This window comes from Cupriavidus sp. 21MJTG02-4 (assembly GCF_057798975.1).
Genome location: NZ_JBYOJP010000007.1, coordinates 193345 through 210095, shown reverse-complemented (window position 1 = coordinate 210095; position 16751 = coordinate 193345). Strand labels below are relative to the sequence as shown.

The window sequence follows — 16751 nt, the reverse complement described above, 5'->3', positions numbered from 1 at the left end:
GCCCGGAACCGCCGCTGGCTCTTGTCGGGTTCGCTGACCTCGACTAGCCTGCTATCGATGTCGACTCCTCGCTGTGCGGCGAACCCCATTTGATGCCGGAACCCTCGACCACCCGATATGGCAAGGCGCGACGGCGCCTGCGGCAGGTCTTTTCCCCCTTGAACCTGGGGGCAGCGGCGTGGCTCATTGCAACCTGGGCATTCGTGGCGTTTCAACTCGTCAGCGAGCGGGACCGCTTGCTGCATGACGCCGCACAGCGCACCCAGGCCGAGGCTCAGGCGTTCAGCGCGTACTCGAAATCCGGCATCCTGCGGCTATCCGAGTTTCTCCTCGACCTGCGGGCCAGTTGGCTGGCCGGCCCGAGGGGATTCACCGACATGGTGCGTGAGCGGGAGAACCTGGTGGTGGACCTGTCGTTCCAGGTGGCGGTGATCGACAAGCATGGCCTGCTCGTCTACTCGTCCATCGCCCCGCCCGCGCCCGGCGAGAAGGTCGACCTGAGCGGGCGCGAGCATTTCCGGGTCCATCAGCGGGCGGGCGGGCGCGACATGCTGTTCATCAGCGACCCGGTGAAGGGCAAGGTCTCGCGCAAATGGTCGATCCAGTTCACGCGCCCCATCCTGCGCGAGGGCAGCTTCGACGGCGTGATCGTGGTCTCGGTCAGTCCGGAGCAGTTCGCCAGCTTTGCGCAGACGTTCACGAACCGCGACGGCGAAGTGGCGTCCGTCATCAAGAATTCCGGCCAGGTCATCGCGCGCGTGCCGGCCCTGGAGGGTTCGCTGGCCAGGGCAGTCAGCAACAGGCCGTATCTCGCCAGCGACTCGCCGCTGTCCGGCAGCTATCGGGCGGTATCGGGCTCCGAAGGCATGGAGCGGGTCTTCGGCTATTACCGCATGCCGGAATTCGGGCTCAATTTCGTGGTGGGCGAGTCAGTCGGCCTGGTGCTGGCGCCCTACCAGGTCTATCGCCGCATTGCCCTGGCCGGTGCCATGGCTTCCACCCTGCTGCTGGGCCTGCTGTACTACAGCCTGCGCCGCTCCATGGCCGAGCGACGGCGCCATATGGAAGAGATGCGGCTGGCTTCGCTGGTCTATTCGTCCAGCAGCGAAGCCATGGTGGTGACGTCGCTCGATGGCACCATCATCGACGTGAATCCGGCCTTTGCCGCCGCGACCGGCTATACGGTCGACGAGATCAAGGGACGCTCGGGCTATAGCATCAGCGGCGAAGCCAATGCGGCGGGGCTGGTCGAACGCCTGCGTGCAACCGTGGAGGCCAGGGGCAGATGGAGCGGCGAGCTCTCAATCCGCCGCAAGGACGGCAGCGAGTTTCCTGCCTACCTGACCGTGGATACCTACCTGGCCCATGCGTATGGCGAGCGCCGCCGCGTCGCGCTGATCCATGACATGACCGAGAAGCGCCAGGCGCAGGAAGTCATCCTGCACCAGGCGAATTTCGACGCGCTCACGGATCTGCCCAACCGCCGCCTGTTCTTCCAACGGTTGGAGCAGGAGATCGAGCGTTCGCGCGGCTCGCACGATGTGCTGGCGCTGCTGTTCATCGATCTGGATCGCTTCAAGGAGGTGAACGATACCCTCGGCCACGACCAGGGCGACCTGTTGCTGCTGGAGGCAGCGCGGCGCATTGCGGCATCGGTGCGCGCGTCAGATACCGTGGCGCGGCTGGCTGGCGATGAATTCACCGTGATCCTGCCCGCGGTGGGCGATGCCGGCGTTGCCGAGGGCATTGCCCAGGCGATCCTGGAGCGAATTGCCGCGCCATACCACCTGGCCGGCGAGCTGGTGGTGGTGTCGGCCAGCATCGGGGTGGCCACCTGCCCCAAGGACGCAGACAACGCCGAGGCCCTGCAAGTGTGCGCCGACCAGGCTATGCTCGCCGCCAAGCAAGAGGGGCGCAATCGCTGGAAGGTCTTCACCCCGGCGCTGCTGCAGGCGGAAAAGGAGCGCCTGCGCATCACGCAGGACCTGCGCACAGCGCTGGCGAGCGGGCAGTTCGCGCTGCACTACCAGCCCGTTGTCGAACTGCGCACGGGCAAGGTCTGCAAGGCCGAGGCCCTGATTCGCTGGAACCATCCGACGCGCGGGCCGATCCACCCGGCCGATTTCATTGCCGTTGCGGAGGAATCCGGCCTCATTATCGACATCGGCCGCTGGGTGCTGACCGAAGCGCTGGACCAGCTGGCGCGCTGGCAGCTGCTGCTGGGCAAGGACTTCCAGCTCTCGGTCAACAAATCGCCCATGGAGTTCTGCGCGCCGGCGAACGGGCCCGAGTCCTGGTCCAGCATGATCGAGCGCAGGAACGTGCCGGTGGGCAGCCTGATCATCGAGATCACCGAAGGCTCGCTGATGGAGCAGAACGCCGATGTCATGGACCAGCTCTCGCGCTTCCAGGCGGCCGGCATCGAGATCGCCCTCGACGACTTCGGCACCGGCTACTCGTCCTTGTCGTACCTGCGGCACCTGGACATCGACTACATCAAGATCGACCGGTCCTTTATCCGCTCGCTGACGCGGGGCCCGGACGACGTGGCCTTGTGCCGCGCCATCATCAGCATGGCGCATGCCTTGCGCATCCGCGTGATTGCGGAAGGTATCGAGACCGAGTCCCAGCGCGACATCCTGCTGGCGGCCGGCTGCGACTACGGGCAAGGCCACTTCTTCTGTCCGGCGGTGGACGCCAGCGCGTTCGAGGCCTTCGTAAGCGCCGTGGCTTGAGGGCTTCCCGGTGGTGCAGTACTGTGACTCGGTTCGCCTGGGACAAGGCTTCGCAACTCTATTCGGGCAGGCGGACCTTGGTCACCACGAACCGGTCGCCCGGCGCCCGGATCACGTCGCACTGGATCTTGGCTTTGCGCTGGGCGCCGTCGGTGCCGATGTACTCGACATCGGCTACCACGCTGTAGGCGTCTTCGGCGACCTTGCGATAGGTACTGCCATCCCATTTGAAGTGGTCAGGATTCGGCAGCTTTTCCCGCACCGTTTTCCTGCAGGCCACCGGCGCCCCCGGGGCTTCGTCCTTGCCGCGCGGCCGCGGCATTTCGAGATCGGCTGCCAGCGCCGTGCCGGCAGCCAGCAACAGGCCTGCCGCCAAAAGCGCTGCACGGATTCGGTGGGACAAGACGAAAGTCATGGGGATTTCCTGGACAGGGGGCAGCGCCACATTCTACGCGCCGGCGCCCCGCCCCGCTGCCATCAGGAAAACCATGCCGGCGCGCTCAGAAGCGCGCCGAGTACTGGAGCAGGAAGAAGTTGATGCCCGGGTTGGGCTCCTTGATGCCGGCGTTCGAATAATGCTGCAGGCGCAGCGCCAGCTCCGAGTCCAGCGCGTCGCCAAAGCGGTAGCCGACGGCCACGCGGTCGCCGAACTGGAATGCCGTGGAGAAGACCTTTTCGTCGGAAAGGTGCGTGCGCGACAGGACATGCATGCCCACGCCGGCTTCGACAAAGACGCCACTGGATCCTGCGCCCTGCAGGCGAAGGATCGGCGTCACGCCGAAGTCCCCCAGTGCATGGCCGCTGCCGCCATGCGGATTCCAGACGCCCGCCGACGCTTCCACACCGAGCCGCAAGCGCAACGACTGCGACGACGTGGCCCAGAGGTCTTGCTTCAGGTTCCAGCGGGCTTCCAGCCGCGCCATGGCGGCATCATTGCCAGCCCCGGCGGCCGCGCCCAGCCGCACTGGATCGAACCACGTCCCGGCATGGGACAAGCCGCTCGACAACGCGGCGGTCAGGGCGACGGCAGCCAGCGCGAAACGGCGGCTGGGCAGGCAAGGCGATGCAAGGGGGCTAACCATGGCGGTGTGGCGGGGTTGGGGATCTGCGGCCGCATCGCGGCGAAGCGGATGCAATGGCTGTGACCCGGCATTATGCGGTTTTCACCACGCCCCCAGAAGCTTCGTCGGCTGCACACTGTGTTCCATTTTTGGAACAACGTGCCGGTTTTATGTACCGCCCTGGCCCATGAAGGACGAAAAAAAAGCCCTCGCGAGGAGGGCTGGAAATCGGGGGGTGTAGCAAGATGCCACGCCAGAGATTCTAGGGATCTGCCATCGCTGCAAAGCCTCGAATAGTTGCCGCTGTCCTGCCGTATTTGAGCGATTGTGCCCCGTCAGAAGGTCTGCCAGTCATCGCCATCCTGGACGGCATCTTCGGACCGGGCTGCTCGGGGTGCAGCCGCCCCCTGGCGCGCAAGCGCCGGCGCATGGCTCCGGCTGGCCTCTGCGGCGCCCCTGGCGGAGGCTTGCGGCACGCGCGGCACATGGCCTCCCATGGCCCCGCCCGCCCCGGCCAGCCGGAACACGGAAACGGCATCGGCCATGGCATTGGCCTGCTCTTCCAGCGATTGCGCGGCGGCCGCCGACTGCTCCACCAGCGCGGCGTTCTGCTGGGTACCCGTGTCGATCTGGCTGATGGCCACATGCACCTGCTCCACGCCCTGGCTCTGCTCGCCGGATGCCACGGAAATCTCGCCCATGATGTCCGAGACCTGCTGGATGGCGCGGATCACCTGCCCCACGGTGTGGCCGACCTCTGCGGCCTGCCGCGATCCGTCCTGGACCATGCCGGCAGAGGATTCGATCAGCTCCTTGATCTCCTTGGCCGCGGCCGACGAGCGCTGTGCCAGCGCGCGCACCTCGCCCGCCACCACGGCGAAGCCGCGCCCCTGCTCGCCCGCTCGCGCGGCTTCCACCGCGGCATTCAGCGCCAGGATATTGGTCTGGAACGCGATGCCTTCGATCAGTGTGGTGATGTCCGAGATCCGGTCAGAACTGCCGCTGATGCGGGCCATGGTCTGCACCATGGCCTGCACCGCCGTATTGCCGGCATGGGCCAGGTCCCGGGCATTGCCGGCCAGCGTATTGGCCTGGGCCGCGTTGTCCGCATTCATGCGGACCGTCTGCGAAATTTCCGTCATGCTGGCCGCGGTTTCCTGCAGCGAAGCCGCCTGCTGCTCCGTGCGCGCCGACAGGTCCATATTGCCGCTGGAGATTTCGCGCGAGGCCACGCGCACGGCTTCGCTCGACACCTGGATGCCGCGCACGGTTTGCGCGAGCTGGCGGCTCATGCGCGCCATCGCATCCAGCAACAGTCCGAACTCGTCGCGCGAACGGATCTCGATCCGCTGGTCGAGGTGTCCCGCGGCAATCTCGTCGGCGATTTCCACGGAACGGCGCAGTTGCCGCGTGATCGTTCGCTGGAGCTGGTAGGACGCCGCCACCGTTACCAGCAGGCCGAGCGCGATCAACACGCCCGTGGTCCAAAGCGCCGTATGCGATTGCGCAAGACTGCTGCGGTTATAGTCCGCGGCCTGTTCGAGATTGACCTCCACGCTGCGCGTGATCAGCTCGCCGACCTTGTCGCCGGCCGCGCCGAGTTCGTTGTCCTGCAGCCGGGACGCCGCGGCGGCGTCGCCGCTTTCGCGTAGACGCACCTCCTGCGCGACCAGGTCCGCGAAACGGCCCAGCGCGGCGTCGAGCGCGTCGGCGACGTGTCGCTCGTCCCCGGACGTGACCCGGGCGGGATAGTAATCCTGCCAGCCCTTCTGCATCTTCGCGCGATGCGCCTGGACCGACGCCATGTCTTCGCTGGTGGCGCCCTCGGATGTCGCGCGGATTTTCCACAGCAAGCGGCGGATATGGAGCTGCGCCACGCGTACCTCCGCCAGCTGGCCGATGGCCACGGTGTTCTGCTCGTAGGCGTTGTGCATGTTCCGGTTCAGGCTGGCGATGGTCTGCAGCGCGAACAGCCCGATGCCCAGCATCAGCGCAATACAGACGCCGAACACCAGGAGGATCCTGAACTTGATCGTATGGATAAACTGACTCATGGCGGATACTTGAATTGCCGGCTCGGTTGAACCCCCGATATTCCCGGCCCGCCTGCTTGTGCGGGCACGGTGCGCGCCTTGGCGGACATTGCGCGGCGCGGTCTTTCGGGCCTTAACGGCAGCGGATTGCCCGATGTAATGACTGGCGCCAGGATCGTTGATGCACCGCAAGGGACAACCTTGCCGCCCCGAAGATTCAGTGTCGGCTAGCGAACAGTCTGGCATTGTCGCGGGCATCAAGATTCACGTTACCGTCGTCTGGCGCGCGCCGGGCGTTAGTGGCTCTCACGGAGGCCCGCCATGTTCAGGAAATCCATGCTGACCGGCAAGCTGCAGGCTTGCACGGAAGACGCCGCGGTGCCGACCCACGAGTCAGCCGCGCCGGACGCCGTTCCCGACCAGTTTTCGCGCAGCCTGAAGACCCAGGGCGATGCCATGGTGCAGTACGGCGCGCGTCTGCTGGTGCTGCGCGAGTTCCTGGCCGCACTGTGCGCGGGCATGCCGGCGGAACGCCGCGACGGCGTGGAAAGCGCCTTCCGCAGGCGCGTCGACGACCTGCTGTGCATGACCGACGACCGCCAGTTGCCCGAGACCTTCCACACCACGCTGCTGGCAGAGGTCAACTACTACCTGGGCGAGCTGAAGCGGCGCTGACGGGCAGGGCTCGCCGGATCATCCGGCCCCCCGGATGGTCCGCATCGCGCGAGTCCCGGGTCGTCCCGCGCATCGCCTGGTCCCATCCCCCCTCCGGAACCGTGGCGATTGGCCGCCTGCACGGCGGCCGCATCAGTGCTAACCTGCCGCCCACTACTAGCCGCCTGCATCCAACCCTGGATGTAAAGGTGGCGCCGGCGCCATGTCGAACGGGCGCCGGACACACCAGAACCGGCACCCGCTGCCGCCCAGTTGAAGATCGCCATGACCGTCCAATCCGCCACCGGCGGGGCCACCGCATCGGGCACGCGCCCGATCGGGCCGCCGCAGTCCGCCCCCGCCTGGGTGATACCGCTGCTCGCCGCTGCCTGCGGCATCACCGTCGCCAACCTGTACTTCGCCCAGCCGCTGGTGGGACCGATTGCGGCGGCGCTTCAGCTGTCGCCCGGCTCGGCCGGACTGATCGTCACGCTGGTCCAGGCCGGCTACTGCCTCGGATTGCTGTTGCTGGTGCCGCTGGCCGACCTGGTGGAAAACCGCCGCCTGGTATGCCGGCTGCTGGCCGGCAATGCCGTGGCGCTGGCCGCTGCGGCCTATGCTTCGCATGCGGTCACCTTCCTGCTGGCGGCCTGGCTGATCGGGCTTTGCTCCGTGGCCGTGCAGGTGCTGGTGCCGTTTGCCGCCCACCTTGCGCCCGACCATGCGCGCGGACGCGCGGTGGGCAATGTCACGAGCGGCCTGCTGCTGGGCATCATGCTGGCCCGCCCGATCGCCAGCATCGTGGCCGACCTCTGGGGCTGGCATGCCATCTTTGCCTTGTCGGCCGTGGTCATGGCGCTGTTGTCGTTCATCCTGTCGCGCCGCCTGCCCCGGCGCGCGCCGCCGCCCGGCGTGCACTACACCGAGTTGCTGGCCTCGATGTGGCAACTGTTGCGCACGCAACCGGTCCTGCGCCGGCGCGCCGCGTACCAGGCCAGCATGTTTGGGGCCTTCAGCCTGTTCTGGACCACGGTGCCGCTCTACCTTTCCGGGCCAGCCTTCGGCCTGACGCAGCGCGGCATTGCGCTGTTCGCGCTGGCCGGCGTGGCGGGTGCCATCGCCGCCCCCATCGCCGGGCGGCTGGCGGACCGCGGTCGCGGGCGGCGCATGACGGCCCTTGCCTTGCTGCTTGGCGCGGGATCGTTCCTGCTCGGGCTGGCCGGCACGCCTGGATCGATGTTTGCACTGGCCATGCTGACCGTCGCCGCCATCGTGCTGGATTTCGGTGTCTCGGCCAGCCTGGTGGTCAGCCAGCGGGCGATTTTCTCGCTGAGCGCCGAGCACCGCGGCCGGCTGAACGGCGTGTTCATGGCCATGTTCTTCGTCGGCGGCGCGCTGGGCTCGGCAATTGGCGGCTGGGCGTATGTGCACGGCGGCTGGCCGCTGGCCAGTGGCATCGGTGTCACGTTGCCGATCCTGGCCTTGCTGTACTTCGCCACCGAACGGCCCTGAACCGGCGCCTTCCGGGGAATGACCTGACACAAACTCCGTATTTGCCCGCATCAAAAGTCTGGCGCCGGCCTGCCGTTATTGTTCCTGCCTGACCGTCGTCCCCTTGGCCAGGCAACCACTTCGCGGAAAGCCAGCCATGTCATTTGTCACCAAGAGCGTCGAGATCGAATATCGCCAGAAGGGCCGCAAGCCGGTCATCACCACCACGGAAGCCGTTGCGTTGTCCGAGCGCCATGCCGAGGACCCGAAGGCCATCGTGGCCACGCTGCGGCTGCTGCATCCGCAATGGGAAGACATCAAGGTGATTTCGGTGTCGTAGCACACGGGCAAGCAGCCAAAGAAAAAGGCGCTTCGCATCAGCTGCGAAGCGCCTTTTTTCCGGTCATCGCGACCGCATCACCGCATCACCGCGTCAGACCGGCACATCCCGGGTCGGGTCCGTCTTGCGGTCGTCGAACCAGCGGTACAACGTCGGCACCATCACCAGCGTCAGCAACGTCGACGTGATCAATCCGCCGATCACCACCACCGCCAGCGGGCGCTGCACTTCCGAGCCGGGGCCGCTCGAGAACAGGAACGGCACCAGGCCGAGCATGGCGATGGTCGCCGTCATCATCACCGGCCGGAAACGCTGGGTCGCGCCCTGCACTACTGCTTCATGCACTGACAGCCCCGAATCGCGCAGCGTGCGGATGTACGACACCAGCACCACGCCATTGAGCACGGCCATGCCCCACAGCGCGATAAAGCCCACCGACGCCGGCACCGACAGGTATTCGCCGGTGACGAACAGCCCGATAATGCCGCCGATCGACGCGAACGGCAGCACCGTGATGATCAGCGTGGCAAAGCGCAGCGAGTTGAACAGCAGGAACAGCAGGAAGAAAATCGCCGCGATGGTCACCGGCACGATGATCTTCAGGTGGCCCATGGCGCGTTCCATGTTCTGGAACTGGCCGCCCCACTCGAGGTAATAGCCCTCCGGCAGCTTGACCCTGGCGCCGGTGGCCTGCTGCAGTTCGGCCACGAAGCCGCCGAGGTCGCGATCCTTCACGTTGATCATCACCACCACGCGGCGCTTGGCCATTTCGCGGCTGATCTGCGCGGGGCCGTCGTTGACCTCGATCTTCGCCACGCTCTGCAGCGGCACCTGGATGCCATTGGGCGTCGACACCAGCAACTGGCGGATCGCCTGCACATTGCCACGGAACTCCTCGGGCAGGCGCACGGCCGCGGCAAAGCGGCGTTCGCCTTCGAAGATGTCCGTGGCGCGCTTGCCGCCGATCGAGATCTCGATGATGTCGTGGATGTCCGACACATTGAGCCCGTAGCGCGCAATCGCCTGGCGGTCGATCTCGATCGACAGGTACTGCTGCCCCGACACGCGTTCGATACGGATGTCCTGCGATCCTTGAATGCCGCCGGCGACCCGCGCGATCTCGCCCGCGAGTTCGCGCAGCTTGTCGAGGTCGTCGCCGAACACCTTCACCGCCACGTCCGAACGCACGCCGCTGACCATTTCATCGACGCGGTCCGAAATCGGCTGCGCCATCACGATCTGCACGCCAGGGATGGCCTTGAGCTTGTCGCGAATCGCGTTGGCGATGTCATCCTGCGTCCAGCCATCGGGCCATTCGTCGCGGTCCTTGAGGCTGGCGATCGGCGTCGATTCGTTCTGGCCCTGCGGGTCGGCCGGGCTTTCGCCGCGGCCCACGCCGGACACCACCGACTTCACGCCGGGCACGCTCAGCACCAGCTTGTTGGCCTCTTTCTCCAGCTTGATCGACTCTTCCAGCGAGATGTTCGGCACGCGGTCGATGGCCGGCACGATCGAGCCCTCCTTCATTTCCGGGATGAAGGACGTGCCCAGCAACGGCACGATGGCCAGCGTCATCACGAAAGCCCCCACCGCTGCAATCACGGTCTTGCGGCTGTTGCCCAGCGCCCAGTGCAGCAGGCGCAGATAGTGCCGCTTCATGAAGGCGATGAGCTTCGTGTCATGCTCTGCGCCGCCCCTTAGCAGGTACGAACTCAGCACCGGCGACAACGTCAGCGACAGGAACAGCGAGATCGCCAGCGCGATCGAGATCGTGAACGCCAGCGGCGCGAACATCTTGCCTTCCATGCCCGATAGCGTCATCAGCGGCAGGAACACCAGGATGATGATGCCCACGCCGACGATCACGGGCGTGGCCACTTCCTGCACGGCCTTCACCAGGATCTGGGTCTTGGTCAGTCCCGGTTCCTTGTGGCCCAGCCGCTCGAACGCGTTCTCGACCACCACCACCGAGCCGTCCACCATCAGGCCGATCGCGATCGCCAGACCGCCCAGCGACATCAGGTTGGCCGACAGCCCCATCCGGTTCATGACGATGAAAGTCAGCAATGGCGTCAGCACCAGCGTGGCGAGCACGATGACCGACGAGCGCACGTCCCCGAGGAACAGGAACAGCACGATCACGACCAGCACCACGCCCTCCAGCAGCACCTTGGTGACGGTCCACAGCGCGGCATCGACCAGTTCGCTGCGGTCGTAGTACGGCACGATCTGCAGCTTGCCGGGCAGCATGCCCTTGGCGTTGATCTCGGCGACGCGCGCCTTCACACGGCTGACCACTTCCTTGGCATTGCCGCCGCGCATCATCATGACGATGCCGCCGACCGCCTCGGTCTGTCCGTTCTTCACGAGCGCGCCCTGACGCACCTCATGGCCGATGGTGACAGTGGCCACGTCGCGCAGGTAGACCGGCGTGCCGGCGACTTCCTTCAGCACGATGCTGCCAAGATCGTCCACGCCCTTGGCCAAACCCACGCCGCGGATCAGGTACTGCTCGGCGTAGTGCGGCAGCACGCCGCCACCGGAGTTGGCGTTGTTGCGCGCCAGCGCCTGATACACCTGCTGGATCGAGACATCGTAGTGGCGCATGCGCTCCGGGTTGACCAGTGCCTGGTACTGGCGCACGTAGCCGCCCTGCGAGTTGATCTCGGCCACGCCGGGGATCGAACGCAGCAGCGGTCGCACCACCCAGTCCTGCGCGATGCGGCGCTCGGCCAGTTCTTCCTGCGTCAACTCGCGGTTGCCATCGTCGGACCGGTCCAGTGTGTACTGGTAGACCTCGCCAAGGCCGGTCGAGACCGGACCGAGTACCGGCGTCACACCTTCGGGCATGCGCCCGGACACCTCGATCAGGCGCTCCATGACGAGCTGCCGCGCGAAGTAGACGTCCGTGGCATCGGTAAACACTAGCGTGATCAGCGACAGGCCGGCCTTGTTCAGCGAGCGCATCTCTTCCAGCCCGGGCAGGCCGGTCATGGCCATTTCCACCGGCACGGTGACAAAGCGCTCGACCTCTTCGGGCGAACGCCCGGTGGCCTCGGTGGCGATCTGCACCTGCACATTGGTCACGTCCGGGAACGCATCGACCGACAGCCTGGTGGCCGCGCGCAGGCCGAAGAAGAACAGCACCACGGCCAGCACGCAGACCACCAGGCGCTGCTTGATGGCCGCTTCAACTAGGGATTTCATCATGGTGCTCAGCCCTGTTCGAGACGCTTGCGCTCGTTGTCGAGATGGAATGCGCCATCCACCACGACACGGTCGCCGGCCTTGACGCCATTGAGCACCACGCGCATGCCATCGCTCTCCGCGCCCAGCTTGACGCGCGTCTGGCGGAACTGGCCGTCTGCCATTTCGACGTAGACCAGTTCGTCATTGCCTTCGCGAACTACCGCCGACGCCGGCACCACGAGCTGGTCCGCAGGCTTGCTGGCGATCAGCATGCTGGCGAGCATGGCGGGCTTGAGGCGCCCCTCGCGGTTGTCGAGTTCCGTGCGGACCAGCACCGTGCGCGATTGCGGATTCACCGTGCGGCCCACATAGATCAGCTTGCCTGTAATGGTCTGCGCGCCCTTGCCGTTGGCCAGCGAAGGCACCTCGATTTCCACGCTCTGCCCTTCGGCCACCTGCGCGGCCTGCTGCTCGGGCACTTCGGCCACCACCCACACGCGCGACAGGTCCGCCACGGTGTAGAGCGCATCGGCCGGCTGCACGACCTGGCCCTGCGCCACGTTGCGTTCCACCACCGTGCCGCTGATGCCCGAATACACCGGCGAATGCGAGTTGATGCTGCCGCTCTTGGCGAGCTCGGCAATGGTGGCCGGCGACATGCCCAGCACGCGGAGCTGGTCGCGATAGGCGCGCATCTCGGCCGAGGCAATCGACAGCTCGCTCTGGCGGCGCTGCAGTTCGCCGCGGCCAATCACGTCGGCGGCATACAGTTGCTGCGCGCGCTCGGCATTGCGCGCCTGCAGTTCGTGCTGCGCCTCGCTCTTCAGGAAGGCCATCTGCGCGGCGCCCAGTTCGGTGCTGTGCAGGCGGGCCAGCACCTGTCCGGCCTTGACCTCCTCGCCCAGGGTTGCGTACAGGTCGGTCACGCGCCCCGTCACGCTGGCGCCGACGCGGGACACGCGCTGCTCGTCGAAATCGATGCGGCCGGCCACGCGCAGCATCTCGCTGAACGGGGACGTGGCCAGGGGCGACACCTTCAGCGTCTTCATCAGGTTGGCTTCGGGCTTGACCACGCCAGGCGGCAGCTTGGGCGCTTCGATGGCCTGCACAGGCTCCTTCGAGCAGCCCGCCAGGGCAAGCACCATGACGGCGGCGGCCGTCAGCGAAAGCAGGGAATTGGGACGCATGGTTATCGGTTCTGGATGGTGGAGGACGGCAGGCCCGCGGGCGAGACGGGCGATGTGCCCGGCGCCGTCGACATGAGCTTTTCGATCTGGATGGCAGCGACCTGCAGGTCGAACTGGGCGGCGATCAGGTCATTGCGCGCGCCGCGCAGCACGCGCTGAGCGTCCAGGTAATCCAGGATGCCGCGCTCGCCGAAGCGGTACGCCGACTCGGCCACGTTGAGCGCGGATTCGGCCTCGCGCACGATGCCGGACTCCAGCGCGGTCACCTGCGACTGGGTGATCTCGTACTGGCGGTAAGCGGTTTCCAGTTCCTGGGCTAGTTCGAATTCACGCGCTTCCAGCGCGCTGCGGGCCTGCGTGGCCTGGGCCGTGGCCTCGCCCACCGGACCGCTGCGGCGGTCCCACAGCGGAATGGTCAGCACCAGGCCGATCTGCGAGACATTGTTGTCCGGCTGGCGGTCCGTACTCGCGCGCACGGCCACTTCCGGCCAGCGCAGCGAGCGCTGGTAATCGACGCCCAGCCGCGCGCGCTCGAGTTCCATGCGGCGCTGGTTCAGTTCGGCATTGCTCGCGCTCATCGTGCCGCGCAGTTGCGGCAACGGCGGCACCTCGGGCGCCTGGCCCAGGCTGCCGTCCAGCGCGAACTGAGCGGGCATGGCGCCGCCGACCTGCTGGCGCAGTGCGGCCTTGGCCTGGTTCACGCGCAGCTCGGCGGTCTGCTGGCTCTTCTGTGCCGCCAGCAGTTCGGTCTCGGCCTTGATCAGTTCATAGCGCGGCGCCTCGCCCACCTCCACGCGCAGTCGGGCGCGGGAATGGATCTGACGCGTCATCGCCAGGTCTTCGGAGGCTGCCTGCAGCTCGCTCTCGCGGCGCAGCACTTCGAAGTAGGCCGTCTTCACGCGCGCCGCAAGCTCGGCGCGAAAGCCCTGGCGCAGCGCCTGCGACGCTTCCAGGCCGCGCGTGGCCATGTCTTCGCGCAGGCTGCGCTGGTGCGGATAGTCCAGCTTCTGCGTAATGGCGTAGGTCGGCGCATTGCCGCTGGTAACGCCTGGCTGCTTGCCCTGCAGGCGGCCGTACATGACTTCGACCTGCGGGTTCGGATAGGCGCGCGCGCTGGTGATGGCGGCATTGGCGGCGTCGACATTGGCCTGCGCGGCCTCGACGCCCTTGTTGGTGGATTGCGCCATGCCCAGCAAGTCTTGCAGGCCGTAAGACGGCCCGGCGGGAGCTGCGGAAGGCGCGGGCTGGGTGTTACTGGCGGCAAGGACGACAGCGGCCGGCGGGCGCACGTCGTCGCTGGCCTGCGCCGGCACGGCGGCGAACGCCACCAGCGACAGCGACGCGATCAGGGTCAGCTTGGTGTTTGTCATTGAGTCGGGAAAGCAAGCGATGCGGCTGCCTGCGCCACGCCGCGACCCCGCCCCTCGCGCACGCAACGCGAAAAAAGGCGGACGACCGCAACGGATTCAGCCGGCTAGCGCAAACGCGCGCCGGGAAGTCTGGCCAGGCAATGGGACGCTCCCCGGACGCGGCAATGCCGCGCACCGGGCGCGAAGACGATCAGGCGAGGGAAATCGGCGGCTTGAAGAAAGCCGTGGCGGGTGGCGCGGTGCGCTCGGAAGGCGCCTGCCAGAAATCTTCTGCGGGCAGCACAAGCTTCGCGGTCGGCAGGTCGAACAAGGCGCTGGACTCTTCGATCTCGTCCAGCAGGTCCAGCGGATCGAGCAGGTCCGCCGACCAGATATTGCAGTAGCCGGGCGGCGGGTCGTCGATGGCGTCTTCGTCGTGCAGGCCGTCATCGCCGGGGGCGATCACCCGGCCCATCTCGTCGACGGACGGCAAGGCCGCGACTTCGGTGACCTTGTCGGGCACGGCGGCCGCCTGGACGGCTACCGACGCGATATTCCCCTGCAAATCCGCGTGCGCGTGCGCGGCCGCTCCAAAGGAGAGCAGCGACAAGCACACGGCAGTCAGCAGCAGGAAGAGAAATCGCATGGTTGGGGGCGTTCAGCAGGGCCGGAAACCATACTCTGCAAACGAGTACCAGCCGTGCTGCGGGACAGCAATTGTAACTTAACGATTACGATTGACCCGGAATCGGCAGGTTCGTTCCGTTCAGCAGCGGTTTCAGAATGCCTGGTCAGGCAGCGTATTGAATACATGGGAGCCAGGGCGGTCCGCCGCTTATGAACATAGATGTTCACGAAATAGGCTATCTCGAGAGCATCTATATGCATGCCAAAGCAACGCGCCAGTCCCCTGAAAACGTGCAGGCGAAAGCCGGAAACGCTCCGCATGCATTGCGACTTCGCGCGACATCCCTCGACGTGGCGCTACAAATCAAACCCATAGAGCGCCGCCGCGTTCCGCCAGCGCAGCGACTCGGCCAACTCGCGATCCTCCGATCCGTCACCGCCGGCACCTGGCTCGCACGGCCAGCCGAACAGTGCCGCGCATTCATCGGCGCGGGCAGCGGATTCATGGTTGGTCCATGGCCAGTCACTCCCCAGCAAGAGCCGGTCATGTCCCACCATCCGGCCCCATGCCATGGCGAGCGAACGCCAGTCGGCTCCAGGCGGCAGCCGATACGGAGCACTCAGCTTCACCCATACCTGCCGGCGCGCCAGCACCTGTGCGGCCACATCGAAGACGGCATCGCAAGGACCCTCTTCGCCGGGCCGGCCAAAGTGGTCCAGCACCACGGGAACTGGGCAACCCCCGAGCGCGGCGTCGAGTTCGGCCAGCATAGCGCCGCCCTGCCCGTTCCCGGTGTGCAACTCCACATGCCAGCCCAGCCCGGCAACCCGTGCGAACAGCGCGCGCCATGGCGCCGTGCCGATGCGCGCCCAGTCCGGATCGTCGAACAGATTGAGCCGGATGCCGCGCACGCCCGCCGCATGCATGTCAGCCAGCGCAATGTCCGAGACCGACGGGTCCACCACGGCCACGCCGCGCAGCCGTCCCGGCAGGGCGCGCAGCGCCGCCAGCAGCGCCGAGTTGTCCGTGCCAAGGAAACTGGTCTGGACGACCACGCCGTATGGATCCCCCATCGGTGCCAGCAGTTGCAGCCAGTCCGCGATGCGCGCGGCGTAGGCAGGCCGATAGCGGGCGGACGGCATGCCGGCCCCGGCATCGAACAGGTGAAAGTGGCAATCCACCAGGGGCGTCGCATTACGCTTCATCGTCAGCCATTCCTTGCCTGCGGGTAAGCCCTTATATGGCACCAGGCGACCCGCGGCTAATCTAGTCCTCTAGAGGACACAAATCTAACACGGACTCCAGATGCAAGACAACGACGCGCTGCACAGTGCCGCGACTGCCCCGGGCGTGAGCCGCTATGGCCGGATTGCGGCGCAACTGCAGCGCAAGATCGTTGACGGCGAATGGCAGCCCGGCGCGGCGATCCCGGCGGAAAGCACGCTTGCCGCCGAATTCGGCACGGCGCTGGGCACCATCCGGCAGGCCATTGCCGTGCTGGTGCAGGAAGGGCTGCTGGAACGCGTACAGGGCAAAGGCACCTTCGTGCGCAACGGGCTCACGGGCGCAAGCATGATGCGGTTCTTCCGTTTCCGTGCGGATGCGGGGGTATTGGGCGTGGAAATTCCGCGTTCCGAGATCCTGTCGTGCCGCACGGCGCGGCTGGACAAAAGCATGGCCGCCTTGTTCGGGCTCGATGCCGGCGCGCGTGGGCTGGCGATCTCCCGCCGGCGCTGGCTCGATGACAAGCCGCGCCTGCTCGAATCGATCTGGCTGCCGCTGCCGCGTTGCGAGCCCTTGCAGCGCCTGCCCAAGAGCGAATGGGGCGACCTGCTCTATCCGCTGCTGGGCTCGCAATGCGGTGTCACGATCCATCGCGCCGTGGACGAGGTGACCTTCCGCACGCTGGATACCGAAGAGGCCGGACTGCTGGACTTGCCGCATGGCCATCCGTGCGCGCTGGTAACGCGGCGGGCCTATGACTTGCAAGGCCACTGTGCCGAATACCGGCTGACACGGGGCGATGCCTACGCCTTCCGCTACCAGGCGGACATCCGGTGACCACCCATCAAGACAAAACTTCC

13 protein-coding genes are annotated in these 16751 nt (G+C 66.5%); 5 read left to right on the top strand and 8 right to left on the bottom strand.

Going from position 1 to position 16751, the window contains the following annotated elements; genetic code table 11:
* Nucleotides 1-92 precede the first annotated feature (92 nt).
* Entirely contained in the window at nucleotides 93-2735 is a 2643-nt protein-coding gene (locus tag AC3FKH_RS16560) for a bifunctional diguanylate cyclase/phosphodiesterase (protein ID WP_488676953.1), read from the top strand.
* Between the two features lie 58 nt (nucleotides 2736-2793).
* Here AC3FKH_RS16560 and AC3FKH_RS16555 read toward each other — a convergent pair whose 3' ends face one another.
* The 3 genes from AC3FKH_RS16555 to AC3FKH_RS16545 all read right to left on the bottom strand — a co-directional run bounded on the left by AC3FKH_RS16555 (nucleotide 2794) and on the right by AC3FKH_RS16545 (nucleotide 5850).
* On the bottom strand, nucleotides 2794-3150 hold the full coding sequence (locus tag AC3FKH_RS16555; protein WP_488676952.1) for a DUF2880 domain-containing protein: 357 nt from the start codon (nucleotides 3148-3150) through the stop codon (nucleotides 2794-2796).
* A gap of 85 nt (nucleotides 3151-3235) precedes the next feature.
* Entirely contained in the window at nucleotides 3236-3817 is a 582-nt protein-coding gene (locus AC3FKH_RS16550) for an acyloxyacyl hydrolase (protein ID WP_488676951.1), read from the bottom strand.
* Nucleotides 3818-4131: 314 nt separating this feature from the next.
* Nucleotides 4132-5850: a methyl-accepting chemotaxis protein gene (locus tag AC3FKH_RS16545; RefSeq protein WP_488676950.1), complete on the bottom strand. Its 1719-nt coding sequence runs from the start codon at nucleotides 5848-5850 to the stop codon at nucleotides 4132-4134.
* Between the two features lie 300 nt (nucleotides 5851-6150).
* On the opposite strand from AC3FKH_RS16545, the gene AC3FKH_RS16540 reads away from it, so the two are divergent.
* From AC3FKH_RS16540 to AC3FKH_RS16530, 3 genes are all read left to right on the top strand, one after another.
* Entirely contained in the window at nucleotides 6151-6504 is a 354-nt protein-coding gene (locus AC3FKH_RS16540; RefSeq protein WP_488676949.1) for a hypothetical protein, read from the top strand.
* Between the two features lie 264 nt (nucleotides 6505-6768).
* A complete protein-coding gene (locus AC3FKH_RS16535; protein ID WP_488676948.1) occupies nucleotides 6769-7995 on the top strand; it encodes an MFS transporter in 1227 nt (408 codons plus the stop codon).
* A 136-nt stretch (nucleotides 7996-8131) separates the two neighbouring features.
* Complete coding sequence (locus tag AC3FKH_RS16530; protein WP_488676947.1) at nucleotides 8132-8314, top strand: hypothetical protein; 183 nt, start codon at nucleotides 8132-8134, stop codon at nucleotides 8312-8314.
* A 93-nt stretch (nucleotides 8315-8407) separates the two neighbouring features.
* Here the strand turns inward: AC3FKH_RS16530 and AC3FKH_RS16525 are convergent, their stop codons facing one another.
* The 5 genes from AC3FKH_RS16525 to AC3FKH_RS16505 form a co-directional block, all read right to left on the bottom strand.
* A complete protein-coding gene (locus AC3FKH_RS16525; RefSeq protein WP_488676946.1) occupies nucleotides 8408-11524 on the bottom strand; it encodes an efflux RND transporter permease subunit in 3117 nt (1038 codons plus the stop codon).
* A 5-nt stretch (nucleotides 11525-11529) separates the two neighbouring features.
* Complete coding sequence (locus AC3FKH_RS16520; RefSeq protein ID WP_488676945.1) at nucleotides 11530-12690, bottom strand: efflux RND transporter periplasmic adaptor subunit; 1161 nt, start codon at nucleotides 12688-12690, stop codon at nucleotides 11530-11532.
* Between the two features lie 2 nt (nucleotides 12691-12692).
* Nucleotides 12693-14060, bottom strand: a complete 1368-nt coding sequence (locus AC3FKH_RS16515; RefSeq protein WP_488676944.1) for a TolC family protein — start codon at nucleotides 14058-14060, stop codon at nucleotides 12693-12695.
* 190 nt (nucleotides 14061-14250) lie between these two features.
* Complete coding sequence (locus AC3FKH_RS16510; protein ID WP_488676943.1) at nucleotides 14251-14685, bottom strand: cobalt-zinc-cadmium resistance protein; 435 nt, start codon at nucleotides 14683-14685, stop codon at nucleotides 14251-14253.
* 338 nt (nucleotides 14686-15023) lie between these two features.
* A complete protein-coding gene (locus AC3FKH_RS16505) occupies nucleotides 15024-15872 on the bottom strand; it encodes an amidohydrolase family protein (protein WP_488676942.1) in 849 nt (282 codons plus the stop codon).
* Nucleotides 15873-15972: 100 nt separating this feature from the next.
* On the opposite strand from AC3FKH_RS16505, the gene AC3FKH_RS16500 reads away from it, so the two are divergent.
* The gene (locus AC3FKH_RS16500) at nucleotides 15973-16728 is read left to right on the top strand and encodes a GntR family transcriptional regulator (protein ID WP_488676941.1); all 756 of its coding nucleotides are present in this window, start codon (nucleotides 15973-15975) and stop codon (nucleotides 16726-16728) included.
* Nucleotides 16729-16751: the final 23 nt, after the last annotated feature.